Origin of the sequence: Streptomyces sp. NPDC093984 (assembly GCF_044764595.1) — a bacterium.
In the GTDB taxonomy this organism is placed as follows: domain Bacteria; phylum Actinomycetota; class Actinomycetes; order Streptomycetales; family Streptomycetaceae; genus Streptomyces; species Streptomyces cynarae.
Genome location: NZ_JBIWIM010000006.1, coordinates 88,807 through 112,030 on the forward strand (window position 1 = coordinate 88,807; position 23,224 = coordinate 112,030).

Annotated in this window: 18 protein-coding genes; 10 read left to right on the plus strand and 8 right to left on the minus strand. The window is 71.2% G+C overall.

Annotated elements, in window-relative coordinates:
• The first annotated feature begins 44 nt into the window (after positions 1-44).
• The 4 genes from ACIRC0_RS22315 to ACIRC0_RS22330 all read left to right on the plus strand — a co-directional run bounded on the left by ACIRC0_RS22315 (position 45) and on the right by ACIRC0_RS22330 (position 5,912).
• Entirely contained in the window at positions 45-1,013 is a 969-nt protein-coding gene (locus ACIRC0_RS22315; protein WP_403618114.1) for a LysR family transcriptional regulator, read from the plus strand.
• Between the two features lie 251 nt (positions 1,014-1,264).
• Entirely contained in the window at positions 1,265-2,467 is a 1,203-nt protein-coding gene (locus tag ACIRC0_RS22320) for a hypothetical protein (protein ID WP_403618117.1), read from the plus strand.
• A complete protein-coding gene (locus ACIRC0_RS22325; protein WP_403618119.1) occupies positions 2,467-4,659 on the plus strand; it encodes a glycosyltransferase in 2,193 nt (730 codons plus the stop codon). Before ACIRC0_RS22320 ends, ACIRC0_RS22325 begins: the two co-directional genes overlap by 1 nt.
• Complete coding sequence (locus ACIRC0_RS22330; protein ID WP_403618122.1) at positions 4,656-5,912, plus strand: acyltransferase; 1,257 nt, start codon at positions 4,656-4,658, stop codon at positions 5,910-5,912. The genes ACIRC0_RS22325 and ACIRC0_RS22330 overlap by 4 nt, the downstream gene beginning before the upstream one ends.
• 69 nt (positions 5,913-5,981) lie before the next feature.
• Here the strand turns inward: ACIRC0_RS22330 and ACIRC0_RS22335 are convergent, their stop codons facing one another.
• Genes ACIRC0_RS22335 through ACIRC0_RS22350 form a run of 4 tightly spaced genes read right to left on the minus strand, consistent with a single transcriptional unit; the run spans position 5,982 to position 10,914 of the window.
• A complete protein-coding gene (locus ACIRC0_RS22335; RefSeq protein WP_403618125.1) occupies positions 5,982-7,655 on the minus strand; it encodes a glycoside hydrolase family 13 protein in 1,674 nt (557 codons plus the stop codon).
• A 51-nt stretch (positions 7,656-7,706) separates the two neighbouring features.
• On the minus strand, positions 7,707-8,540 hold the full coding sequence (locus ACIRC0_RS22340; protein ID WP_403618128.1) for a carbohydrate ABC transporter permease: 834 nt from the start codon (positions 8,538-8,540) through the stop codon (positions 7,707-7,709).
• Positions 8,537-9,601, minus strand: a complete 1,065-nt coding sequence (locus ACIRC0_RS22345; RefSeq protein ID WP_403618131.1) for a carbohydrate ABC transporter permease — start codon at positions 9,599-9,601, stop codon at positions 8,537-8,539. The genes ACIRC0_RS22340 and ACIRC0_RS22345 overlap by 4 nt, the downstream gene beginning before the upstream one ends.
• A gap of 11 nt (positions 9,602-9,612) precedes the next feature.
• Positions 9,613-10,914, minus strand: coding sequence for an ABC transporter substrate-binding protein (locus ACIRC0_RS22350; RefSeq protein ID WP_403618133.1), 1,302 nt, complete (start codon positions 10,912-10,914; stop codon positions 9,613-9,615).
• A 318-nt stretch (positions 10,915-11,232) separates the two neighbouring features.
• Between ACIRC0_RS22350 and ACIRC0_RS22355 the strand changes: the two genes are divergently transcribed.
• A complete protein-coding gene (locus ACIRC0_RS22355; protein ID WP_403618136.1) occupies positions 11,233-12,282 on the plus strand; it encodes a LacI family DNA-binding transcriptional regulator in 1,050 nt (349 codons plus the stop codon).
• Positions 12,283-12,359: 77 nt separating this feature from the next.
• Here the strand turns inward: ACIRC0_RS22355 and ACIRC0_RS22360 are convergent, their stop codons facing one another.
• The 4 genes from ACIRC0_RS22360 to ACIRC0_RS22375 all read right to left on the minus strand — a co-directional run bounded on the left by ACIRC0_RS22360 (position 12,360) and on the right by ACIRC0_RS22375 (position 16,421).
• On the minus strand, positions 12,360-12,953 hold the full coding sequence (locus tag ACIRC0_RS22360) for a CGNR zinc finger domain-containing protein (RefSeq protein ID WP_403618138.1): 594 nt from the start codon (positions 12,951-12,953) through the stop codon (positions 12,360-12,362).
• Between the two features lie 410 nt (positions 12,954-13,363).
• The gene (locus tag ACIRC0_RS22365) at positions 13,364-14,515 is read right to left on the minus strand and encodes a uroporphyrinogen-III synthase (RefSeq protein WP_403618141.1); all 1,152 of its coding nucleotides are present in this window, start codon (positions 14,513-14,515) and stop codon (positions 13,364-13,366) included.
• A 141-nt stretch (positions 14,516-14,656) separates the two neighbouring features.
• Positions 14,657-16,039: a nitrate/nitrite transporter gene (locus tag ACIRC0_RS22370; RefSeq protein ID WP_403618144.1), complete on the minus strand. Its 1,383-nt coding sequence runs from the start codon at positions 16,037-16,039 to the stop codon at positions 14,657-14,659.
• A 157-nt stretch (positions 16,040-16,196) separates the two neighbouring features.
• Positions 16,197-16,421 carry a hypothetical protein gene (locus tag ACIRC0_RS22375; protein ID WP_403618147.1) on the minus strand — a complete coding sequence of 75 codons (225 nt, stop codon included), beginning with the start codon at positions 16,419-16,421 and terminating at the stop codon, positions 16,197-16,199.
• 383 nt (positions 16,422-16,804) lie between these two features.
• On the opposite strand from ACIRC0_RS22375, the gene ACIRC0_RS22380 reads away from it, so the two are divergent.
• The 5 genes from ACIRC0_RS22380 to ACIRC0_RS22400 all read left to right on the plus strand — a co-directional run bounded on the left by ACIRC0_RS22380 (position 16,805) and on the right by ACIRC0_RS22400 (position 23,180).
• Positions 16,805-17,395, plus strand: a complete 591-nt coding sequence (locus ACIRC0_RS22380) for a sigma-70 family RNA polymerase sigma factor (RefSeq protein ID WP_103841015.1) — start codon at positions 16,805-16,807, stop codon at positions 17,393-17,395.
• The gene (locus ACIRC0_RS22385) at positions 17,392-18,210 is read left to right on the plus strand and encodes an anti-sigma factor family protein (RefSeq protein ID WP_403618150.1); all 819 of its coding nucleotides are present in this window, start codon (positions 17,392-17,394) and stop codon (positions 18,208-18,210) included. Before ACIRC0_RS22380 ends, ACIRC0_RS22385 begins: the two co-directional genes overlap by 4 nt.
• 147 nt (positions 18,211-18,357) lie before the next feature.
• Positions 18,358-20,667, plus strand: a complete 2,310-nt coding sequence (locus tag ACIRC0_RS22390) for a HelD family protein (protein WP_403618153.1) — start codon at positions 18,358-18,360, stop codon at positions 20,665-20,667.
• A gap of 411 nt (positions 20,668-21,078) precedes the next feature.
• Positions 21,079-22,506 (plus strand): NAD-dependent malic enzyme, encoded by a 1,428-nt coding sequence (locus tag ACIRC0_RS22395; protein ID WP_403618156.1) that lies wholly within the window; start codon positions 21,079-21,081, stop codon positions 22,504-22,506.
• Positions 22,507-22,898: 392 nt separating this feature from the next.
• Positions 22,899-23,180 (plus strand): HU family DNA-binding protein, encoded by a 282-nt coding sequence (locus ACIRC0_RS22400; RefSeq protein ID WP_124441836.1) that lies wholly within the window; start codon positions 22,899-22,901, stop codon positions 23,178-23,180.
• Positions 23,181-23,224 lie beyond the last annotated feature (44 nt).

Genomic DNA, 23,224 nt, shown 5'->3' on the forward strand with positions numbered 1-23,224 from the left:
CCTGCTCCGTGGTGATTCACGCACCTGCGTTGTAAGTTCACCGGATGCCCGCCGCCACCGTCGATCCCCGTCTGCTCCGCGCGTTCCTCGCCGTCGCGGAGGAACTGCACTTCACCCGCGCCGCGACCCGCCTCTACGTGGCCCAGCAGGCGCTGAGCCGGGACATCCGCAGGCTGGAGCGGGAGTTGGGCGCCGAGCTGTTCGTCCGTACGACACGGCAGGTCACGCTGACACCCGAGGGTGAGCGCCTGCTGCCGTACGCGCGCCGGGTGCTGGACGCGCAGGACGAACTCCTCGCCGCCTTCGGGCAGGCCCGGCCGCTGCTGGTGGACCTGAACTCCCCGGGGCTGGTCACCGGGCGCCGGGTGCTGCACTGGGCCCGCGCGCTGGCCCCCGATCTGGAGTTGATGGCCCGCTACGAGAGCGGTCTCACGCATGCCGCGGCCGAAGTGCTCGCGGGCCGGCTGGACGCGTCGTTCGGCCGGTTCGCGGGCCTTCCTGCGGCGCTGCGGGCCGGGCTCGACCAGCAGCCCGTGCGGTACGAGCCGATGGCGGTCGTCCTGCCCGAGGACCACCGTCTGGCGTCGCTGGAGGCGGTGCCGCTGTCCGCGCTCGCCGGGGAGACGGTGTACGCGGGCGCCGGGAACCCGCGCACGCCGGAGTGGACCGACCTCGCGCACCGTCTGTTCGACGGGCGGGACATCCGGGTCGCGCCACCGGTCCCGCTGGCCGTCGGGGACGAGGAGTTCCAGCGGATCATGGCGAGGACGGGCCATCCGATTCTCGCCGTGGTGGACTTCCCCGCGCTGCCCGGGACGGTGCGGCGTCCGCTCGTCGATCCCGTACCGCTCTCGCCTGTCTCGCTGGTGTGGCGACAAGGGCTGACGCATCCGGGACTCGATGCGCTTCGACGGGCCGCGACGGAGGTCGCCGCCGCGGAGGGATGGCTGCGGCGGCCCGTCGATGGATGGATTCCGGCCAATGACGCGGAGGTCATGAACCCCCGGAATTAGCGCATCGGAACCAGACATCCTCCACATGCGCTACATTCATGGCCCGGGCAAGGACTTGGTAAAGGGGGGCGCTCGGGCCAGGTGGGGGCCTGGTCCGGTGGACGGGTGCCCGGGGCCGTAGGCGCGCCCGGAACTGTCCCGTGGGGGGATGTGCGCGCGTGGAAAAGTGGCGGGAAGACGCCCAACCGGAATGGCCCGATGCCCCATCGGCGACCCGAGAAGTCCCTGTCGGCGGGCATGACATCCGTTCCTTGGCGGAGTTCGGTGGAACGGAGACGCTGCGCGCGGGCGCGGGCCTGACCGGTATGGACGCGACCGAGGTCCTGCCGCGAGCCGGTGCGGGCGCGGGTGCGGGCCTGCCGCGAGCCGGTGCGGGTGCGGGCCTGCCGGACCTCACCGGGACGGAGCTCCTTCCGAGGGCCGCGCGGCGCACCGGCCTGCCGGAGGTCACCGAGACCGAGGTCCTTCCCAGGGCCCCGAGGCGCGCGGGGCTCCCGGGCGTCACCGGAGCCGAGGCCGTTCTCGAGGCCGGTGCCGGCGCGCGTCTTCCGGACCGGGGCGAGTCCGGGTTCCCTCCCAGGGCCGCCGGTCGCGCGGGCCTGCCGGACCCGGCCGGGACCCAGGGCATTCCCACACAGCGCGGCGGTGCCGCTCGCCGGGACCCCTGGCACGGCTCGGCCGACATCGAGCACGCCCACGACCCGCACGAGGTGACCGTCCAGCTCGACAGCACCGGTTGGCGGCTCGGGGCCGGGCCCGGGCAGGCCGAGCGCGGGGAGCCCGGCGGCCGGGACGGCTCCGAGGGCCCGGTCTTCGTGGACGAGTCCGGACGGCGCGGGCGCCGGCTGCGCCGTATCGGCATCGCCATCGGTGTCGCCTGCTCCGCCTACGCTGCCGTCATCGTCGCCACCCTGCTGTCGGGCAACTCCGCCGCGCCCTGGCTGCCGGTGCCGAGGGAGCGGGAGGACGTGCCGGCGAGCAAGGTCGACAGCTCGCCGCTGCCCTCACAGTCCGCGCAGCCGTCCGTGTCGGGCAGCCCCGCCCCGGGCGTGACCGCGTCGGCGAGCGATGCCACGACACCGTCGCCGGGCCGCAGCGCCGGCGCGCCCGGTGCCTCCGCGAGCCCGGGACGTCCGGGCACCTCCGCCGATCCCGGGCCGTCCGCGACGAGCGCCACCGGGAACCCGGGGTCCGGCGTGACCCGACCGAGCCTGCGCCCGTCGGTGCCCGTCTCCACCCCGCCGGCCGCGAGCCCCTCGGCGGGCGGCAAGCCCTCGCCCGAGCCGTCGCCGAGCCCGGACGGCGGCAGCACGGGCCCGGGCATGGGCAGCGTCGCCGACGGCCCGAGCACGCCGAGGCCGGTGGCCGAGGGTCCGCGCACAGCCACGCCCGTCGCCGAAGACGCCGCCGGGTCCTCCTCCTCGCCCTACCGTTCCCCGGAGTACGCCCTCTGATGGCATCCCGCACCCGCCGTCCCGGCGCCGCGACCGGCGTGCGCGACGGCGCCCGGCGCCGCCGTGTGCCCATGCGCCTGCTGCTGCCCACGCTCCTGCTCGTCGCCCTGGTGACGATGCTGATGCTGCGCGGCTTCGTGCACAGCGAGATCCTCGCCGACCACCGCATCCGGCCCGAGGCGGCCACCGGCCACGTCCCGGAGAAGATCCTGGACGGCGGCCCGGTCATCGACACCCGCAGCGGCCGCACCAGCACGATGCGTCTGCCGGACCACCGCCTGGTCCTCACCTTCGACGACGGCCCCGACCCCACCTGGACGCCCAAGGTCCTCGACGTGCTGAAGAGGCACCACGCGCACGCGGTCTTCTTCGTCACCGGCACCATGGCCTCGCGCTACCCGGACCTAGTCGCCCGCATGGTGGCCGAGGGCCACGAGGTCGGCCTGCACACCTTCAACCACCCCGACCTGTCCTACCAGTCCGAGCGCCGCATCGACTGGGAGCTGTCCACGAACCAGCTCGCGATCAGCGGCGCGGCCGGTGTGCGCACCTCCCTCTTCAGGCCGCCGTACTCCTCCTTCGCCGACGCCATGGACGACAAGTCCTGGCCGGTGACCGAGTACATCGGCAGCCGCGGCTACATCACCGTTGTCAACGACACCGACAGCGAGGACTGGCGAAAGCCCGGGGTCGCCGAGATCATCCGCCGTGCCACCCCGCACGGCGGCAAGGGCGCGATCGTCCTGATGCACGACTCCGGCGGTGACCGCCACCAGACGGTGCAGGCGCTGGACCGGTTCCTGCCCGGACTCCAGGCCGAGGGCTACCGGTTCCAGAACCTCACCGAGGCGCTCGGCGCCCCCAGCGCGCTCACCCCGGTCACCGGCGTCGACGCGTGGAAGGGCAAGGCGTGGATCTTCCTGGTCCAGGCCTCCGAGAAGGTCACCGACGTCCTGGTGGTCTGCCTCGCGGTCGTCGGCAGCCTCGTCATCGGCCGCTTCGCGCTGATGCTCCTGCTCTCCGGCGTCCACGCGCGCCGGGTGCGCCGCCGCGGGTTCCGCTGGGGCCCGCCGGTCACCGAACCGGTGTCGGTGCTGGTGCCGGCGTACAACGAGGCCAAGTGCATCGAGAACACCGTCCGTTCGCTGATGGCGAGCGAGCACCCCATCGAGGTGGTCGTCGTCGACGACGGCTCGACGGACGGCACGGCCCGGATCGTGGAGGCGATGGGCCTGCCCAACGTGCGTGTCGTACGGCAGCTCAACGCGGGCAAGCCGGCCGCCCTCAACCGCGGTGTGGCGAACGCCCGTTACGACCTGGTCGTGATGATGGACGGCGACACCGTCTTCGAACCGGCCACCGTCCGGGAACTGGTGCAGCCCTTCGCCGACCCGCGCGTCGGCGCGGTGGCGGGCAACGCGAAGGTGGGCAACAGGAACTCCCTCATCGGCGCCTGGCAGCACATCGAGTACGTGATGGGCTTCAACCTCGACCGCCGCATGTACGACATCCTGCGCTGCATGCCGACGATCCCCGGCGCGGTCGGGGCGTTCCGCAGGTCCGCGCTGGAACGGGTGGGCGGCATGAGCGACGACACGCTCGCCGAGGACACCGACATCACCATGGCGCTGCACCGCGACGGCTGGCGGGTGGTGTACGCCGAGAACGCCCGCGCCTGGACGGAGGCCCCGGAGACGGTCCAGCAGCTGTGGTCCCAGCGCTACCGCTGGTCGTACGGCACCATGCAGGCGATCTGGAAGCACCGGGGGGCGCTGCTGGAGCGCGGCCCGTCCGGGCGCTTCGGCCGGGTGGGCCTTCCCCTGGTCTCCCTGTTCATGGTGGTGGCCCCGCTGCTGGCCCCGCTCATCGACGTCTTCCTGCTGTACGGAGTGGTGTTCGGCCCGACGCAGAAGACGGTCGTGGCGTGGCTGGGCGTCCTGGCGATCCAGGCCGCCTGCGCGGCGTACTCCTTCCGCCTCGACCGCGAACGCATGACCCACCTGCTCTCGCTGCCCCTGCAGCAGATCCTCTACCGCCAGCTCATGTACGTCGTGCTGCTCCAGTCCTGGATCACGGCGCTCACCGGCGGCCGGCTGCGCTGGCAGAAGCTGCGGCGCACCGGTGTCGTGGAGGCGCCGGGCGGCCCCGTGCCGCACCCGCGGCCGCACAGTGACAGGAGGCCCGTGGCATGACCCACGGCTACACCACCGGCGCGGGTCCGGAGCCGACGTCGGCGTACGGGATCCCGCGGCAGCGGGAGGCGGAGAAGAAGAGCCCCGGAGCCCGCACACCGGGCCGCGACCGCTACCTGGACCTCCTGCGCTCCCTGGCCCTGGTCCGGGTCGTGGTCTACCACTTCTTCGGCTGGGCCTGGCTGACCGTGCTCTTCCCGTCGATGGGCGTGATGTTCGCCCTGGCGGGCTCCCTCATGGCCCGCTCCCTGAGCCGCCCGGCGCTGAGCGTGATCAGGAGCCGGGTGCGCAGGCTGCTGCCGCCCCTGTGGGCGTTCAGCGCGGTGGTCCTGACGCTGATGTTCGCGGGCGGCTGGAACCCGCTGAAGGACCGGGACCAGGGCGGCATCTGGGGTCTGCTCGGCCTGGTCGACTATGTGATCCCGGTCGGCGCCCCGCCCTTCCCCTCGCACCTGGGCGCCGAGTCCGGCCTGTTGGAGGACACCTGGGCGGTGCAGGCGGCGGAGCCGCTGTGGTACCTGCGCGCCTACCTGTGGTTCGTGGTGGCCTCGCCGCTGCTCCTGTGGGCGTTCCGGCGGGCGCCCTGGCCGACGCTGCTGGCACCGCTGGCTCTGACGGCGGTCGTCGGCACGGGCCTGGTCCCGATCCCCGGCGAGACGGGCAACGCGGTGACGGACTTCGCGGTCTACGGCGGTTGCTGGGTCCTGGGCTTCGCCCACCACGAGGGCCTCCTGGCCCGTGTCCCCCGCTATGTCGCCGTCTCCTGCTCGGCCCTGGTGATGACGTTCGGCCTGTGGTGGGCGTCGGGACACCAGGGCCCCGACGGCTGGGACCTGAACGACATCCCGCTGGCGCAGGCGACCTGGTCCTTCGGGTTCGTGGTCCTCCTCCTCCAGTACTCCCCGTCCTGGCAGGAACTCCCGGGCCGGCTGCGCCGCTGGGACAAGCTGGTGACCCTGTCCAACAACCGCGCGGTCACGATCTACCTGTGGCACAACATGCTGATCATGGCCGCCGTCCCGATCCTGGACCAGCTCTACAAGCTGCCCTTCCTGCAGGGCGACGTCGCGGTGGCGGCGCTGGACGCGACGTACACGCTCTGGACGTTCGTCCTGGTCTGGCCGCTGATCGGCCTGGCGATCGTGGCGTTCGGCTGGATCGAGGACAGGGCCGCCAAGCGAAGCCCGAGGCTGTGGCCGAACGGGGCGGGACGGGACGGGGCGGCGGGACGCAGGCGGGCCGGGGCCGTGTGAGACCCGGGCAGAACCAGGGCCGTCCGGTGAGCGGGGATGCACCGGACGGCCCTGGTCTCTCATGGACGGCTACACCGCCAGCCAGGCCGCCTGGTCCGGTGCCAGCAGGCCGTCCTCGACGGGGCCGCTCGCCAGCAGGACCGAGGTGTGGTCGGGCAGCCGGTACGCCTCGGACGAGAGGTTGACCACGCAGACGAAGCCGGGTTCGCGGCGCAGGGCGAGGACTCCGGCGGGAGCGTCCAGCCAGGCCAGAGTGCCGTCGCCGAGCGCCGGGTGTTCGCGGCGCACGCGCAGGGCACGGCGGTAGAGCTCCAGCATCGACGTCTCGTCGCCGGTCTGCGCCTCCACGCTTCGCTCGCCCCAGTCGGCGGGCTGCGGCAGCCAGGGCGCGGCCGAGGCCCCCGCGGGGCTGAAGCCGAACGGCGCTGTCTGCCCGGACCAGGGGATCGGCACCCGGCAGCCGTCACGGCCGCGGTCCGTGTGCCCGGAGCGCTCCCAGATCGGGTCCTGCAGGACGGACTCGGGCAGGTCCTCGACCTCCGGCAGGCCGAGCTCCTCGCCCTGGTAGACGTAGGCGCCACCGGGCAGGGCGAGCATCAGCAGGGCGGCCGCCCGGGCGCGCCTGATGCCCAGTTCGAGGTCCAGGGGGCCTTCGGGCTCGTAGCGTTCGTTGGCCAGCCACCGCTTGACGGTCCTGCGGCCGTAGCGGCTGACGTGGCGCATGACGTCGTGGTTGGACAGCACCCAGGTGGCCGGTGCGCCGACCGCGCCGAGCATGGCGAGCGAGTCGTCGATGACCGCGCGCAGGTCCTTCGCGTCCCAGCTCGCCATCAGGAAGTCGAAGTTGAACGCGGTGTGCAGGCCGTCTGGGCGGACGTAGGCGGCGAGCCGCTCGGGGGTGTCCGCCCAGGCCTCGGCGACGAACGACCGGTCGCCGGGGAACTCGTCGGCCACCTTGCGCCAGGCGCGGTAGATCTCGTGGACCTCGTCGCGGTCCCAGTGCGGATGGTCGACGTGCTGCCGAATCCGCTCCTCCGCGTCGTCGCGGCGGGAGAGCGGTCCGAGCACCGCAGGATCGGTGCGGGGCGGCAGGTCGGGCAGCTCGGGGTGCTTGATCAGTCCGTGGGCCACATCGATACGGAATCCGTCCACGCCCCGGCTGAACCAGAACCGCAGGATCGACTCGAACTCGGCCCTCACCTCCGGGTGTTCCCAGTTGAGGTCGGGCTGCTCGGGGGCGAACAGGTGCAGGTACCACTCCCCGTCGGGCAGCCGTGTCCAGGCGGGGCCGCCGAAGCAGGAGACCCAGTCGTTGGGCGGCTCGGCGCCGTCGGGTCCGCGGCCGGGCCGGAAGACGTAGCGCTCCCGCTCGGGGCTGCCCGGCCCCGCCGTCAGGGCCGCCTGGAACCAGGCGTGCCGGTCGGAGGTGTGGTTGGGCACGATGTCGGGGATGACGCGGATCCCGTGCCGGTGCGCCTCCTCGATGAGCTCCTCCGCCTCGGCCACCGTGCCGAAGAGCGGGTCGATCTCACGGAAGTCCGCCACGTCGTAACCGTGGTCCGCCATCGGCGACTTGTACCACGGGTTGATCCAGATGGCGTCGACCCCGAGCGACTTCAGATACGGCAGACGGGAGCGGATGCCGGCGATGTCGCCGACGCCGTCACCGTTTCCGTCGGCGAAGCTGCGGATGTAGATCTGGTAGATGACGGCGCTGCGCCACCACGGTGCGGTACCGGACATGCGAGTGCGTTACTCCTTGGACGTCGGGAAGGGGCGGCGCGGCGCCGGTGCCTACTTGGCCGCGCCTGCGGTGAGTCCGGCGACGATTCGGCGCTGGAAGAGCAGCACCATGATCACCAGCGGGATCGTGACGATGACGCCCGCCGCCATCTGGCTGCCGAACGGCGTCTGGTAGGTCGTGGCTCCGGAGAACTTCGAGATGGCGACCGTCGCGGTCTGCATGCCGGGCTTGTTGGTCATCGACAGGGCGATGAGGAACTCGTTCCAGGCGGCGATGAAGGTGATGATCGCGGTGGTGAAGATGCCGGGCGCGGCGAGCGGGATGATGATTTTGCGGAACGCCTGGCCGCGGGTGCAGCCGTCGACCATCGCGGCGTGCTCCAGCTCGTCCGGCATCTGGCGGAAGAACGTGGTCAGGTTCCACACCGCCAGTGGCAGCGCGAAGGACATGCTCGGCACGATCATGGCCTGGTAGGTGTTGATCCAGCCGATGTCCGTGAACAGCTTCAGCAGCGGAACCACGATCGACACCACCGGGAACATGGAGGTGGCGATGATCAGCGTGAGGATCAGCCGCTTGAAACGGAAGTCCAGCCGGGCCATCGCGTACGCGGTGAACGTGGCCAGCAGCAGCGCCAGTGCCGTGGTGATGCCGGCGACGATCAGGCTGTTGAGCAGCGCGCGCGAGAACCCCTGGGAAGGGTTGAACACCGCCCGGTAGTTCTCGAACGACAGGCGTGTGGGAAACAGCGAGGTGCTGAAGATGTCGTCGTCGCGCCGCAGGCTGGAGACCACCATCCAGTAGAACGGGGCCAGGCAGTAGGCGACCACCGCGGCGACACCCACGTAGGGCAGCCGCTGACGCCAGGTGGTTGTGAGGGTCATGCCGTCACCTCCGCACGGCGCAGCGCCACGGCGCCCCGGCGCCCGGACCGGCGCTCGCGCCTGGTACTGACGCCGCCGTCGCCGACGAGGTCGGCGCCCAGCAGCCGGACGAAGGCGAGCGCGATGAGGAAGACGTAGAGGAAGAGGAGCACCGCGTAGGCGGAGGCCGGTCCGAAGCGGACGTTGGACGCCTCGTTCTGCGCGAGCATCGACAGGGTTTCCACCGAGTTCTTCTGCGCGCCGATGAGGATGTAGGGCAGGTCGAACATCCGCAGCGCGTCCAGACACCGGAACAGCACCGCCACCAGCAGCGCGGGCTTCACCAGCGGCAGGGTGATGTGCCAGAACCGGCCCCAGGCGGCAGCCCCGTCGATCCGGGCCGCCTCGTAGACCTCCTTCGGGATCACCTGCAGGCCGGCCAGGACCAGCAGCCCGATGAAGGGGGCGGTCTTCCACACGTCGGCGATGATCACCGCGATCTTGGCCGAGAAGCCGTCGGCGGTCCACAGGACCTGGTGCCCGACGAGGACGTTGGCGATGCCGTCCGCGTTGAAGATCCACCGCCACAGCAGGCCGGAGATGGCCGTGGGAATCGCCCAGGGCACGAGGATGCTGGCCCGCACCAGGCCCCGGCCCCGGAACGCCTTGTGCATGATCAGCGCCATGGCCACACCGATCACCGTCTCCAGCAGGACCGTGACGACGGTGAAGAGCGTGGTGTTCCAGAAGGCGTTCCAGAACCGGTCACCGGCCTGGGTGAAGATGTCGGTGTAGTTCTTCAGGCCCACGAACGGCTCGGTGTTGGTGATGAAGCCGGTCTTGGGGTCCAGTCCCTTCGCCCCGTACAGCGACTCGTTGAGCGCCATGAGCGTCGGATAGATCACGACGATCGTCAGCACCAGGAGCGTGGGCGAGACCAGCAGCGCCGCCAGCCGGCCCGTACCCGTGGTCGCGCGGGCCCGTGTGCGCCGGAGGTTCAGCAGCGCGGAGGGCCGCCCGGGGCGGTCGACCGCCCCGGGCTCCCGCCCGGCCGTGCCGGACGGGATCTTGGTGTCGGCCATGACCCGTGTCCTCACTGCGCCGTCAGCTTCTGCAGGTCCGCCTGCAGGTCCTTCAGAGCCTGCGCGCTGCTCTTGCTGCCGGACAGGGCGGCGTAGGCCTCCTTCTCGATCGCCGACGTCACGTCCCCGTACTGCACGACCCGCGGGCGCGGCACGGCGTGCAGGATGGACTGCTTCAGGACGGGCAGGTACGGATACTGCTTGTCCAGCGACGCGTCGTCGTACAGGTTCGTGTACGGCGGGGCGAGGGAGGCGTTCTTCAGGAAGTAGCTCGCGCTCTCCTCACTGCTGAAGAACTTCATGAAGTCCACTGCCGTCGCCTTGTTCTTGGCGAAGGACGACAGGGCCAGGTTGTGACCGCCCAGGCTGGAGGAGCCGGTCCCGTTCAGGCCGGGCAGCGGCGCGACCGCGAACTTCCCCCCGATCGGGCTCTTCTGGGCCAGCGCGTAGACATACGGCCAGTTGCGCAGGAACACCAGCTTGCCGGACTGGAACGCCTGACGGCCGTCCTCCTCCTGGTAGGTGATGGCCTCCTTGGGGATGGTCCCGTCCTTGAAGGAGTCGACGAGGAAGTCCAGGCCCTTCTTCGCCTGCGGGGTGTCGACGTCCGGCTTGCCGTTCGCGTCGGTGACCACGCCGCCCGCGGAGTTCACGGCCTCGGAGAAGTTCACCGTCAGGCCCTCGTACTTCTGGAACTGCCCGGCGTAGCAGGACATGTCCTTGGCCTCGGGCAGCTTCTTCACCTTGGCGCAGTCGGCCGTCATCTCGGACCAGGTGGCCGGAGGGCTGGTGATGCCGGCCTTCTTCAGCAGGTCGCTGCGGTAGTACAGCAGGCCGCCGTCGGAGCTGCCCGGGACCGCGTACAGACCTCCGCGGTACTTCGCGGTCTCCACCACCGGCTTCAGCATGTTCTGCAGCGGGAACTGGGTGTCGGGCAGGCGGTCGATCCACTGGTGGGCGGCGAACTCCGACGTCCACACGACGTCGAGGGAGAGCACCGTGTAGGCGTCGGACTTCGTCTCCGCGTTCTGGATCATCTGCTGCCGCTGCGAGTCCGCGTCCGTCGGCAGCTGGATGAAGGTGACCTTTTCCTTCGGGTGCAGCTTGTTCCAGCGGTCGATGATCGTCTGGACGGTGCCGGTGGTGTCCTTGCCGGCCACGTACGTGATGGGGCCCCGGCCCTTGAACGACATGCTCTGGGCGTCCTGCCCGCTGCTGCCACCGCTGCCCCCGGACGAGCCGCAGGCGGTGAGGAGCAGCCCGGCGGCGACGAGCGTCGCCGAACACTGAAGGGCTCTGGTGGTCCTGGTCATCACTGTCTCTCCTGGTCGTGCGGTACCGAAGGCGCGGCTGACAGTGCTGTCACGGCGCGGTGTTCCTTCAAAAGCGCAGGTAGAGGCCCTCAAGGCCGACTACGTGCAAGCATCTTGCACGCCGCCGTGACAACGCTTGCACGCTAGGAGCGCAGTTAGGGGAAGTCAATCCGTAAGTCGCCGATAATTCCGCTAGTTTTAGGTGAGTACCGCAGCTTTTTCTCCCGCAAAACGGGCATATAGCCCCACCGTGGAGGCTGTGGCAGCGCTTTCACAGGCCAGCTGTCAAACGCCCGCTTCTGTGCTAACTTCCGGCTCATGTCACCAGCTCAACGGCACCCCACGATGGCCGACGTCGCCGAACGGGCCGGCGTCTCCGCGTCCACGGTCTCCCGCACCCTGCGCGGACTGACGTCCGTCTCGGCGGATGTCCGCGCACGCGTCGAACAGGCCGCCCGCGAGCTGAACTTCGCGGTCTCGCGGCAGGCGGCGAGCCTGGTGACGGGGAAGACCGGTGTCGTCGCGGTGCTCGTGCCCACGCTCAACTCGTGGTTCATGGGGTCGGCGCTGTCCAGCCTGGGCCCGCTGCTGCGCGCGGCCGGCATGGAGCTGAACGTCTACGTCATCCCGGACATGGCCGAGCGCACCTCGTTCTTCGAGCACCTCCCGGCCCGGCGGAACGCCGACGCGCTCCTCGTCTTCGGCTTCGACCTCACCGACGAGGAGACGGCGCGGCTGGACGACCTCGGGATGCCGGTCATCTACGTCAGCCAGCACGCCAAGGGCCGCCCCAGCGTCTACGTCGACGACGTGGCCGGAGGCTGCAAGGCCACCCGGCACCTGCTCAACCTCGGGCACCGCAGGATCGCCTTCGTGCCGACGGTGGGCGCCACCGGCTTCACCTTCAGCTCGCGCGAACGGCTGCTCGGCTACCGGCAGGCGCTCACCGAGGCCGGCATCCCCCTGGACGACGAGCTGGTGGTCACCATGTCGGTCGAGGACAAGCGCGGCCTCGCCGCGGGGATAGGCGCGCTGCTGAGCATGCGGGAGCCGCCCACCGCGGTCTTCGCCGAGCAGGACGAGCTGGCCGTCGCCGTCATCCACACCCTGCGCGCGGCGCGGATCCAGGTGCCCGAGCGGATGTCCGTCATCGGCTTCGACGACCACCAGGTCGCCGAGTGGTTCGATCTGTCCACGGTCGCCCAGTCACCCACGGACATGGGCCGGATGGCCGGGGAACTCGCCCTGAAGCTGATCGACGACCCCGAGGCCGACCGCACGCGCCACGTCGTCCTGCCCACCCATCTGATCCCTCGCGCGACCACCGCGCCGCCCGTGCCCCAGGGCGAGCGGGAGGACTCCGTCTGATCCGCACGGGCTGATCCGCAACGGCTGATCCGCGCCCTCTGGCCCGCACCGGGCAGCCGCACGAGGTTTCGGTGGACCTACGCCCGCGCCAGCGCCGCCCGTCGGCGGTGGCGGGCCACCCGCTCCCGGTTGCCGCACACCTCGCTCGAGCACCAGCGGCGGCGTCGGCCCCGGGACGTGTCCAGGTAGACGATCGGGCAGTTGTCCCCCTCGCAGCGGCGCAGGCTCGCCCTGGCCTTGGGATCGGTCAGCAGCTCGATGGTCTCGCGGGCCACCGCCGCCAGCAGGTCCTCGCAGCCGGGCAGTGCGCGCAGTCGTCGTACCAGCGCGCCGTCCTCCGTACGGACCGCGCACGGCGCGGGCGGTGCGCCCCGGGCCGCCGCGTTGATCCGGGCCAGCGCCCCGTCCGCCGGGCGGCCGTCCAGTTCGCCGCCCACCAACTGGCCGATCTGCTCGCGCAGTTCACGGAACGCCCGCAACCAGCCCGCGTCCACCCCGGTCAGCGGGGTACCCGGCGGCACCAGCCCGGACCCGGTGATCCACGCCCGCAACCGGTCCACCGAGTCGAGGCGTTCCTCGGGATGCGTCGTCGTCAGCAGGTCCAGGCAGATCCGCCCGGAGTCGAACCGCAACGCGTACGAGACCGTGGCCGTGGCCGTGCCGGATGCCATGTGCCTGTCACCGCCTTGGAGTCGCCGCGGTCGCCCCCCTCTACAGTGCCCGTCCGCACACGCCCCCGGGAAGGCCCCGTACGCCCCGAACTCCACGGTGGACGCCTGCTCATGCGCCCGCGCGTCCCGGCGACGTCACTCGCGCGCCCCGGCCGGTCGTACGGGCCCGCTGCCGTCCCTCACCCCGGCCTGCCTCGCCCGGGCGCTGCTCCGGGGAGGGCTGCCTCGCCCGGGCGCTGCTCCGGGGAGGGCTGCCTCGCCCGGGCGCTGCTCCGGGGAGGGCTGCCTCGTCCGGATGCTCTCCGGGGAGCGCTGCCTCGCCCGGACGCTCTCCGGGGAGGGCTGCCTCGTCCGGATGCTCTCCAGGGAGCGCTGCCTCGCCCGGGCACTGCTCAAGGGAGGGCGGCGGCTCACACGTCCGCGTACTTGGAGTCCGCCGCCGGGTCGAGCGCGAGCCGGTAGCCACGCTTGACCACCGTCTGGATCAGCTTGGGCGCCCCCAGGGCCGTCCGCAGCCGGGCCATCGCCGTCTCCACGGCGTGCTCGTCGCGCCCGGCGCCCGGGAGCGCGCGCAGCAGGTCGGAGCGGGCGACCACCCAGCCCGGCCGCCGGGACAGGGCGCGCAGCAGGGACATCCCCGCCGGCGGTACGGGCCGCAGGGCGCCGTCCACCATCACCGCGTGCCCGCGGATCTCCACCCGGTGGCCGGCGATGGGCAGCGTACGGGCGCGGGCGGGCAGTTCCTGGCACAGGAGCTGGACGAGCGGGCCGAGCCGGAAGCGTTCGGGCTGGACCGTGTCGATGCCGTGGGCCTGGAGCGGCAGCGCGGTGACGGGGCCGACGCAGGCGGGCAGTACGTCGTGGTTCAGGGCGGCGAGCAGTTCCGGCAACAGCCCGCGCTCCTCGGCCCGGGAGAGCAGGGACGCGGCGGCGGGCGCACTGGTGAAGGTGAGCGCGTCCAGGCCCCGGCTGACGGTCGCGTCGAGGAGCCGGTCCATCGGCCCGATGTCCTCCGGCGGCATCCACCGGTACACCGGCACCCCCACCACCTCGGCGCCCCCCTCGCGCAGTGCCTCCACGAAGCCCGGCAGCGGCTCGCCGTGCAGCTGGACGGCGATACGGAGGCCGTCGACGCCTTCCTCGAGCAGCCGGTCGAGCACCTCGGCCATGGACTCCGAGCTCGGCGACCACTCCTCGGTCAGCCCGGCCGCCCGTATGGCGCCCTTGACCTTCGGGCCGCGCGCGAGCAGCCGCACCCCGCGCAGCCGGGCGAGCAGATCCTCGCCGAGCCCCCAGCCGTCGGCGGCCTCCACCCAGCCGCGGAAGCCGATCGCGGTGGTGGCGACCGCGATGTCCGGCGCCCGGTCGATCAACTCCTTGGTGGCGGCGAGCAGTTCCCCGTCGTCGGCGAGCGGCACGATACGCAGGGCCGGCGCGTGCAGCACGGACGCGCCGCGCCGCTGGAGCAGGGCCCCCAGCTCGTCGGCCCGTCGCGCGGCCGTCACGCCCACGGTGAACCCCTCGAGAGGCCCGTGTTCTGGTCGCTGCTGGTTGTCGTACATGGCTCTCGTCCCGCACTCGAGTCGGCATACCGGTGCTCACGCGGTCGTGAACACCGGTCGTACGCGTCCTACCTACATGCCGACCGAGCCTGTCAACGGCTCGTGACAGGCTCGGTTCGGCTTCATGTCGCTGGTGTTACGTCACACCTCGGCGTAGCTGAGCTGCTGCTTCGCCTCCGAGGTGGAAGCGTTGGCCTGAGGTTGGGCGGCCGGGCGGCGAAGGTATACGGCCCAGGTGACCACGAAGGCCACGGCGTAGAAGGCGAGGAAGGCGACGAAGGCGCCGGTGCCGGAGCCGTAGGAGAGGAAGGACTGCCGGAAGGCGAGGTTGATGCCGACGCCGCCGAGCGCGCCCACGGCGCCGATGAGACCCATGGAGGCGCCGGACAGCCGCCGGCCGTACGCGGCGGCCTCCTCACCCTCGAGCCCCTTCGCGACGGCCTTGGCCTGGAAGATGCCGGGGATCATCTTGTACGTCGACCCGTTGCCGAGCCCGCTGAGCACGAAGAGCAGGACGAACGCGGCGGTGAACAGCGGCAGCGACTTCTGCATGCTCGCGAAGACCAGGACGGCCGTGGCCGCGCCCATGGCGACGAAGTTCCACAGGGTGATCTTCGAGCCGCCGTAGCGGTCGGCGAGCCAGCCGCCCACGGGCCGGATCAGCGAACCGAGCAGCGGGCCGATGAAGGTGACGTACGCCGCCTGCAGCGGGGTGCGCCCGAACTGGTTCTGCAACACCTGCCCGAAGGCGAAGCTGTAGCCGATGAACGAGCCGAAGGTGCCGATGTAGAGGAAGGACATGATCCAGGTGTGGGCGTCCTTCGCGGCGTCCCGGGCGGCGCCGGTGTCGTTCTTCACGGAGGCGAGGTTGTCCATGAAGAGGGCGGCGAGCACGGCGGCGACGACGATCAGCGGGATGTAGATCCCGAGCAGCACGCGCGGCCCGCCGCTCGCGCCGATGATCGCCAGGGCGACGAGCTGGATCACCGGCACGCCGATGTTGCCGCCGCCCGCGTTGAGGCCGAGGGCCCACCCCTTCTTCCGCAGCGGGAAGAAGGCGTTGATGTTGGTCATCGAGGACGCGAAGTTGCCACCGCCGATGCCGGCGAGCAGCCCGACGATCAGGAAGGTGGAGAAGGAGGTCCCCGGCTTCATCACGACGAAGGCGGCGATCGTCGGGATGAGCAGCAGGCTCGCGGAGATGATCGTCCAGTTGCGCCCGCCGAAGACGGCGACCGCGAAGGTGTAGGGCACGCGGACGACGGCGCCGACGAGCGTGACCATGGACGTCAGCATGAACTTGTCGGCGGGGGTCAGCCCGTACTGCGGGCCCATGAAGAGCACGAGCACGGACCACATGGTCCAGATCGAGAACCCGATGTGCTCGGAGAAGACGGAGAACAGCAGGTTGCGCCGGGCGATCTTCTCCCCGGTCTCGTTCCAGAACGTCTCGTCCTCGGGATCCCACTGCTGGATCCAGCGGCCTCCCCTGCCGGTGGCGGGGGCTGTGCTCGGGGCTGTCATGACGCCTCCACGGTTCTGCGGTGCCCGGTGTCGGTACGCGGTGATGAGTCCCGAAGGTAGGGAGGACGCGTTTCCGCCCTGTGGCACCGGGTGACCGGAAGGGAACGTTGCTCTCACCGAGTGGGAAGCGGCGCGGTGAGGCGGCGACCGGGCGTTGTCAGACCCGTCTGCCAGGGTGTGTGCGTACGGGGGCGGTCCGGGTGCCGCCCGGACCGGCGCCGGAGGGGGAGCGGTGGCGGCACGCGGCGACGGCTGGGCAGGCCTGGTCCGTCAGGACCGGCGCGACGTCGAGGTCGTCCGGCGGCGCCTCGATCAGGGCGCGGATCCGCAGGCGTGGGGCGGAGGACGGCCGCTGCAGTGCCCTGAAGACCCTGAACGCCATGAACGCTCTGAAAGGAAAGGAAGCCAGGGGAAACGACGGGAAGGGAGACCTTCCGCATAGCTCGCAGAAAAAGGAGTTACCGAAAAATCTGACTGAAATCGGGCAGTGCGCACCCTGATCTCGACAATTCCTCCACCGAAGTCCAGCCAAATTTTCACACGGCGATCTTGACGGTTTCCGGAGTGAAGCGGCTGCCGGTGTGACCTGGGTCTCTCCGCTCGGGCGGCCGTATGTCCCGTTGGGGGAGAAATGGGTGCCCGGGAACAGGGGCTTCCACACCTTCTCCAAGAAATTTCTGATGTCGCTTTGAACACAACGGCCCCTTCGCGCGTACCCGGATGTGAGCGACCGACTGGGGGAACCCCCGGACACCGGAGGTAGGCGTGCGCAAGGATTCCGCCGTGGCTGATGAACGAAAGCGGCCCAGGGCCCGACATCGCATGACCTCGTCCTCGGCGTCCTCGACCGAGCCGGACGAGGAGCTGATGCGTGCCCTGTATCGAGAACATGCGGGACCCCTGCTCGCCTACGTGCTGCGCCTGGTCGCGGGCGACCGGCAGCGCGCCGAGGACGTCGTGCAGGAGACGCTCATCCGTGCCTGGAAGAACGCCGGCCAGCTCAACCGAGCGACCGGTTCGGTACGCCCCTGGCTGGTGACGGTCGCCCGGCGCATCGTCATCGACGGCCACCGCAGCCGGCAGGCCCGGCCGCAGGAGGTCGACCCGTCGCCGCTGGAGGTCATCCCCGCGGAGGACGAGATCGACAAGGCGTTGTGGCTGATGACACTGTCGGACGCGCTGGAAGACCTGACCCCTGCCCACAGGGAGGTCCTGGTCGAAACGTACTTCAAAGGGCGTACGGTCAACGAGGCGGCCGAAACGCTCGGCATCCCCAGCGGAACGGTGCGCTCCAGGGTGTTCTACGCCCTGCGGTCGATGAAGCTGGCACTGGAGGAGCGGGGGGTGACGGCATGAGCAACCTGTACGGGGGATTCGGCAATGGTGGCCCCGGGGCCGTGAGAGGCGGTCCCCAGGGGCAGGGCGACATCCACGAAACCGTCGGCGCCTACGCCCTCGGCATCCTGGACGACGCGGAGGCGACCGCCTTCGAGGCGCACCTCGCCACCTGCGACTGGTGTGCCCAGCAGCTCGACGACCTGGCCGGCATGGAACCGATGCTGGCCGCGCTCGCCGACATGCCGGGCAGCCAGGGCACCCCGGCCATCGGCGAATCCCTGTCCGCCAAACCCAGCCCACGGCTCGTCGAACGGCTGGTCGACGAGGTCTCCGAGCGGCGCGCCCAGAAGCGGCGGCGCGGCTTCTACCTCGTCGCGGCCGCCGCCGCGCTGATCATCGGCGGCCCGGTCGCCGTGATGGCGGTCAACGGCGGCGACGACGGCAACACCGGACACACGGTGGCGGCGGTCTCGCCCGCCAAGGCCGCCTTCCAGTCCATGACCGACAAGGTCTCGGCGACCGACCCGACCACCGGGGTCAGCGCCACGATCGCGATGCAGGCCAAGGACTGGGGCACCAGCGGCGCAATCGAGGTGAAGGGCGTCAAGGGCCCGCTCAAGTGCTCGTGGGTCGCCGTCGGCAAGAACGGCGAGCGCGAGACGCTGGCCTCCTGGTCCGTCCCGAAGTGGGGCTACGGCATCCCCGACGGCAAGACGGAGGAGTCGAAGAACCCGCTCTACGTGAGCGGCGCCGCCGCCTTCACACCGAACCAGATCGACCACTTCGAGCTCATGACGTTCGACGGGAAGAAGCTGGTGGAGGTGAAGGCGTAGGCGTCGCCCACCGGCTGAGCGCTTCCCGCGGCGTGCGTCCGGGTCACGCCGCGGGTCGACGTGTGCGCGGTTCGGGGCGGGCCGTAGCCTCCCCGGTCCCCCTTCGCGTACGGTGGACGGCTGCTCAGCACGTCAGAAGGGGGCCCGGTGGCCGCTCAGGTTCAACAGGAAACCGCGCTCGGCCCGGTCGGCAAGTCCGCGCACGACTCGCTCCGTGACCGGGAGATCAGCGTCGAACAGGAACACCTGGACCGGGTGTACCAGCGCCTCGAGGAGAAGATCCACGAGGCGGAGTTCCTGATGAACGACGCCGCCCGGCGCGGCCAGGTCGGCACGCCAGGCGCGCTCGCCGAGCGCGACGCCCAGGTGTTCCGGGCCGGCATCCACCTCAACCGGCTCAACAACGAGTTCGAGGACTTCCTCTTCGGCCGGATCGACCTGCTGCTCGGCAAGGACGGCAAGAAGGGACCCGACGGCGCGTACACGGCCGTCGAGCCCGCCGAGGGCGCGGTGCGCTCCGACAACACCGCCGACATCGCCGAGACCCTGCACATCGGCCGCATCGGCGTCCTCGACCAGGACTACGCGCCGCTGGTCATCGACTGGCGGGCACCCGCCGCCGCCCCCTTCTACCGCTCGACCCCGGTCGACCCCGGGCGGGTCGTGCGCCGCCGGGTCATCCGCTCCAAGGGGCGCAGGGTGCTCGGCGTCGAGGACGACCTGATGCGCCCCGAGCTGACGGCCTTCCTCGACGGCCACGAGTTGCCCGTCATCGGCGACGGCGCCCTGATGGCCGCCCTCGGCCAGGCCCGCACCCACACCATGCGGGACATCGTGGCCTCCATCCAGGCGGAGCAGGATCTTGTCATCCGCGCCCCCGCCGCCTCCGTGACCTACGTCGAGGGCGGCCCCGGCACCGGCAAGACCGCCGTCGCCCTGCACCGGGCCGCGTACCTGCTGTACCAGGACCGGCGCCGCTACGCGGGCGGCATCCTGATCGTCTCGCCCACCCCGCTGCTCGTCGCCTACACCGAGGGCGTCCTGCCGTCGCTCGGCGAGGAGGGCCAGGTCGCGATCCGCGCCATCGGCTCGCTCGTCGACGGCGTCGAGGCCACGCTCTACGACTCCCCGTCCGTGGCCCGTGCCAAGGGCTCCTCCCGCATGCTCAAGGTGCTGCGGAAGGCGGCCCGCGGCGCCCTGGAGCTGAGCGGCGCACCGGAGCGGCTGCGGGTCGTCGCCTTCGGCCGCCGCCTGGAGCTGGAGGCGGAGCAGCTGGAGCGGATCCGGCGCACCGCCCTCACCGGTACGGCGCCCGTCAACCTGCTGCGTCCGCGCGCCCGCAAGCTGCTCCTGGACGCCCTGTGGGCGCAGTCCGGCGCGGGGAACCGGCACGCCGACCCCGAGCTGGCCGCCGAGCTGCGGTCCTCCTTCGACGAGGACATCACCTCCGAGGACACCTTCATCGCGTTCCTGGACGCCTGGTGGCCCGAGCTGACCCCCCGGTCGGTCGTTGCGGCGATGGCCGACGAGAAGCGGCTCGGCCGCTGGGCGCGGCGGGTCCTCACCCCCGGCGAGGTGCGCAGGGTCGCGCGCTCGCTGAAGCGGGACGGGTACTCCGTGCACGACATCGCCCTGCTCGACGAGCTCCAGGCCGTCCTCGGCCTGCCGGCCCGCCCGAAGAAGCGGCGCGAGCTGGACCCGCTCGACCAGCTGACCGGGCTCGAGGAGCTGATGCCCGTCCGCGAGGAGTCGCAGCGCGAGCGCGCCGAGCGGCTGGCGCAGGAGCGCACCGAGTACGCGCACGTGATCGTCGACGAGGCGCAGGACCTCACGCCGATGCAGTGGCGGATGATCGGGCGCCGCGGCCGGCACGCGACCTGGACCGTCGTCGGCGACCCGGCCCAGTCGTCCTGGTCCGACCCGGACGAGGCGGCCGAGGCCCGCGACGAGGCCCTGGGCACCCGTCCGCGCCGCCGCTTCACGCTCACGGTCAACTACCGCAACCCCGCCGAGATCGCCGACCTGGCGTCGAAGGTCCTCGCGCTCGCCATGCCGGGCTCCACCGCCCCCACGGCCGTCCGCTCGACCGGCGTCCAGCCGCGCTTCACGGTGATACGGGACTCGATGGGGCGGACCGTCCGGGAGGAGGCCGCCCGGCTCCTCGACCTCGTCGACGGCACGGTCGGCGTCGTCGTCGCCATGAACCGGCGCGAGGAGGCGGCCCGCTGGCTGGACGGTCTCGGCGACCGGGTGGTGGCCCTCGGCAGCCTGGAGGCCAAGGGCCTGGAGTACGACGCGACGGTCGTCGTCTCGCCCGCGGAGATCGCCGACGAGAGCCCCGCGGGGCTGCGCGTGCTGTACGTGGCGCTCACCCGGGCGACGCAGCAGCTGACGGTGGTCTCGGGACAGCGGGACGAGCCGGACGCTGCCGGGGTGCCGGACCTGCTGCGGGACTGAGGCCCGGGGCGGGGGCCGCCCTGTACGCGAGATGAACTCCGGGTACGGGAATGGCCTTACGGGATCCGTTTGTTAGCCTGGATGTGGCACCGGCCCGATCCAAGCCCCCGGGCCCAACCTTAGTCGCTACGAGCGACCACTTGCCGCGAGGCGAGCATGGCGGGTCGGTGTCACTGACTTGTGGAGAGGTCCGCGTCCTTGTGTGACGCGGGCCTCTCTCGTTGTGCGGCGTGCCTCTGCGACCGCCCCGTGGGCTTTCGTATCGTGGAAGCCGCTTTCCGAACGTAACCCGTGCCGACGAACAAAACGTTCGCAAATCCGGGGCGACTACCGCGTACTCTCCGGTAGGTGCGACGATCGGACGGCATCCGCGACACATCCGCGACACGGTGAAAGCAGAGGAAGTCGGCCATGGCAACGGCGCCCAGCGTCTCCTACTCGATGACGGTCCGGTTGGAGGTGCCCGCGAGCGGAACCGCCGTCTCGCAGCTCACCACCGCCGTGGAGTCCTCCGGAGGCTCGGTGACCGGCCTCGACGTCACCGCGTCCGGCCACGAGAAGCTCCGCATCGACGTCACCATCGCCGCCACCTCCACCGCGCACGCGCAGGAGATCGTCGAGAAGCTGCGCGGCATCGAGGGCGTCACGCTGGGCAAGGTCTCGGACCGTACGTTCCTCATGCACCTCGGCGGCAAGATCGAGATGGCGTCGAAGCACCCCATCCGCAACCGTGACGACCTGTCCATGGTCTACACGCCGGGTGTGGCGCGCGTGTGCATGGCGATCGCCGAGAACCCCGAGGACGCCCGCCGCCTGACCATCAAGCGCAACTCCGTTGCGGTCGTGACGGACGGCTCCGCCGTGCTCGGCCTCGGCAACATCGGCCCGAAGGCCGCGCTGCCCGTCATGGAGGGCAAGGCGGCCCTCTTCAAGCGGTTCGCCGGCATCGACGCCTGGCCGATCTGCCTCGACACCCAGGACACCGACGCGATCGTCGAGATCGTCAAGGCGATCGCCCCCGGGTTCGCCGGCATCAACCTCGAGGACATCTCCGCGCCGCGCTGCTTCGAGATCGAGGCACGGCTGCGCGAGGCGCTCGACATCCCCGTCTTCCACGACGACCAGCACGGCACGGCGATCGTGGTGCTGGCCGCCCTCACCAACGCACTTCGCGTGGTGGGCAAGGACATCGAGAACGTCCGCGTCGTGATGTCCGGCGCCGGCGCGGCCGGTACGGCGATCCTCAAACTGCTGCTCGCGGCGGGCGTGAAGAACGCGGTGGTGGCCGACATCCACGGTGTCGTGCACGCCGGCCGCGAGGACCTCGTGGACGCCGCGCCGGACTCGGCGCTGCGCTGGATCGCCGACAACACCAACCAGGAGGGCCTGACCGGCACGCTGAGGGAGGCGGTGCGCGGCGCCGACGTCTTCATCGGTGTCTCCGCGCCGAACGTGCTCGACGGCAACGACGTGGCGGCCATGGCGGACGGCGCGATCGTGTTCGCGCTCGCGAACCCGGACCCCGAGGTCGACCCCGCAATCGCCCGTCAGACGGCGGCTGTTGTGGCCACCGGGCGCTCCGACTTCCCGAACCAGATCAACAACGTGCTGGTGTTCCCGGGCGTCTTCCGCGGTCTGCTGGACGCGCAGTCCCGCACGGTCAACACGGAGATGATGCTGGCGGCCGCGCAGGCCCTCGCGGATGTGGTGACCGAGGGCGAGCTGAACCCGAACTACATCATTCCGAGCGTCTTCAACGACAAGGTCGCGGGCGCGGTCGCCGGAGCGGTGCGGGAGGCCGCGAAGGCGGCGGGCGCTTCGGCGACGGCGGACGAGTAGGGATTCTGTGCCGCTGCTGTGACCATCGCCACGGTGGCGGCCGACCGGCGCGTCGTGGAACCCCGGGTGCCCGGCCGACCTCTATGGTGGCGGCCGGGCTCGGACCCCCCGGAACCTGCGATCTGTCGCGGAAAGCGGACGGAACGTCACCGCCGGACGGCGGTGGCGCCCTTCGTGTGACTCCCAAGGGTGTTCTCACGACTCCTACGGGTGCCGGATTGGCTTTCCCGCCGCAGGTGGGGGCAGGATGCGTCTTCGGGCGCGAGGGTCTGACGACGGACCCGGGTCCGGGGACTCACCGAGGACCCTGGCAGCATCGGCTTCGCCGTGCCCAACATGCGGCTCCGCCGCGTGGCACGCCTCAACGGCAAGAAGAACACGGGAGTAACAACATGAACCGCAGTGAGCTGGTGGCCGCGCTGGCCGACCGCGCCGAGGTGACCCGCAAGGACGCCGACGCCGTGCTGGCCGCGTTCGCCGAGACCGTCGGCGAGGTCGTCGCCAAGGGCGACGAGAAGGTCACCATCCCTGGCTTCCTCACCTTCGAGCGCACCCACCGTGCCGCTCGCACCGCGCGCAACCCGCAGACCGGCGACCCCATCCAGATCCCGGCCGGCTACAGCGTGAAGGTCTCCGCGGGCTCCAAGCTCAAGGAAGCCGCCAAGGGCCAGTGATCCTGCCGTTCGTGCGCCACGGGACGGCGCACGACGCCGTGACG

Excerpts from the sequence above, each read along its gene's own strand:
- ACIRC0_RS22365 (WP_403618141.1), bottom strand. The coding sequence starts at position 14,515 with ATGTACGACAACCAGCAGCGACCAGAACACGGGCCTCTCGAGGGGTTC.
- ACIRC0_RS22360 (WP_403618138.1), bottom strand. The coding sequence starts at position 12,953 with ATGGCATCCGGCACGGCCACGGCCACGGTCTCGTACGCGTTGCGGTTC.
- ACIRC0_RS22350 (WP_403618133.1), bottom strand. The coding sequence starts at position 10,914 with ATGACCAGGACCACCAGAGCCCTTCAGTGTTCGGCGACGCTCGTCGCC.
- ACIRC0_RS22330 (WP_403618122.1), top strand. The coding sequence starts at position 4,656 with ATGACCCACGGCTACACCACCGGCGCGGGTCCGGAGCCGACGTCGGCG.
- ACIRC0_RS22395 (WP_403618156.1), top strand. The coding sequence starts at position 21,079 with ATGGCAACGGCGCCCAGCGTCTCCTACTCGATGACGGTCCGGTTGGAG.
- ACIRC0_RS22340 (WP_403618128.1), bottom strand. The coding sequence starts at position 8,540 with ATGACCCTCACAACCACCTGGCGTCAGCGGCTGCCCTACGTGGGTGTC.
- ACIRC0_RS22385 (WP_403618150.1), top strand. The coding sequence starts at position 17,392 with ATGAGCAACCTGTACGGGGGATTCGGCAATGGTGGCCCCGGGGCCGTG.
- ACIRC0_RS22325 (WP_403618119.1), top strand. The coding sequence starts at position 2,467 with ATGGCATCCCGCACCCGCCGTCCCGGCGCCGCGACCGGCGTGCGCGAC.
- ACIRC0_RS22400 (WP_124441836.1), top strand. The coding sequence starts at position 22,899 with ATGAACCGCAGTGAGCTGGTGGCCGCGCTGGCCGACCGCGCCGAGGTG.
- ACIRC0_RS22335 (WP_403618125.1), bottom strand. The coding sequence starts at position 7,655 with ATGTCCGGTACCGCACCGTGGTGGCGCAGCGCCGTCATCTACCAGATC.
- ACIRC0_RS22370 (WP_403618144.1), bottom strand. The coding sequence starts at position 16,039 with ATGACAGCCCCGAGCACAGCCCCCGCCACCGGCAGGGGAGGCCGCTGG.
- ACIRC0_RS22375 (WP_403618147.1), bottom strand. The coding sequence starts at position 16,421 with ATGGCGTTCAGGGTCTTCAGGGCACTGCAGCGGCCGTCCTCCGCCCCA.
- ACIRC0_RS22355 (WP_403618136.1), top strand. The coding sequence starts at position 11,233 with ATGTCACCAGCTCAACGGCACCCCACGATGGCCGACGTCGCCGAACGG.
- ACIRC0_RS22345 (WP_403618131.1), bottom strand. The coding sequence starts at position 9,601 with ATGGCCGACACCAAGATCCCGTCCGGCACGGCCGGGCGGGAGCCCGGG.
- ACIRC0_RS22315 (WP_403618114.1), top strand. The coding sequence starts at position 45 with ATGCCCGCCGCCACCGTCGATCCCCGTCTGCTCCGCGCGTTCCTCGCC.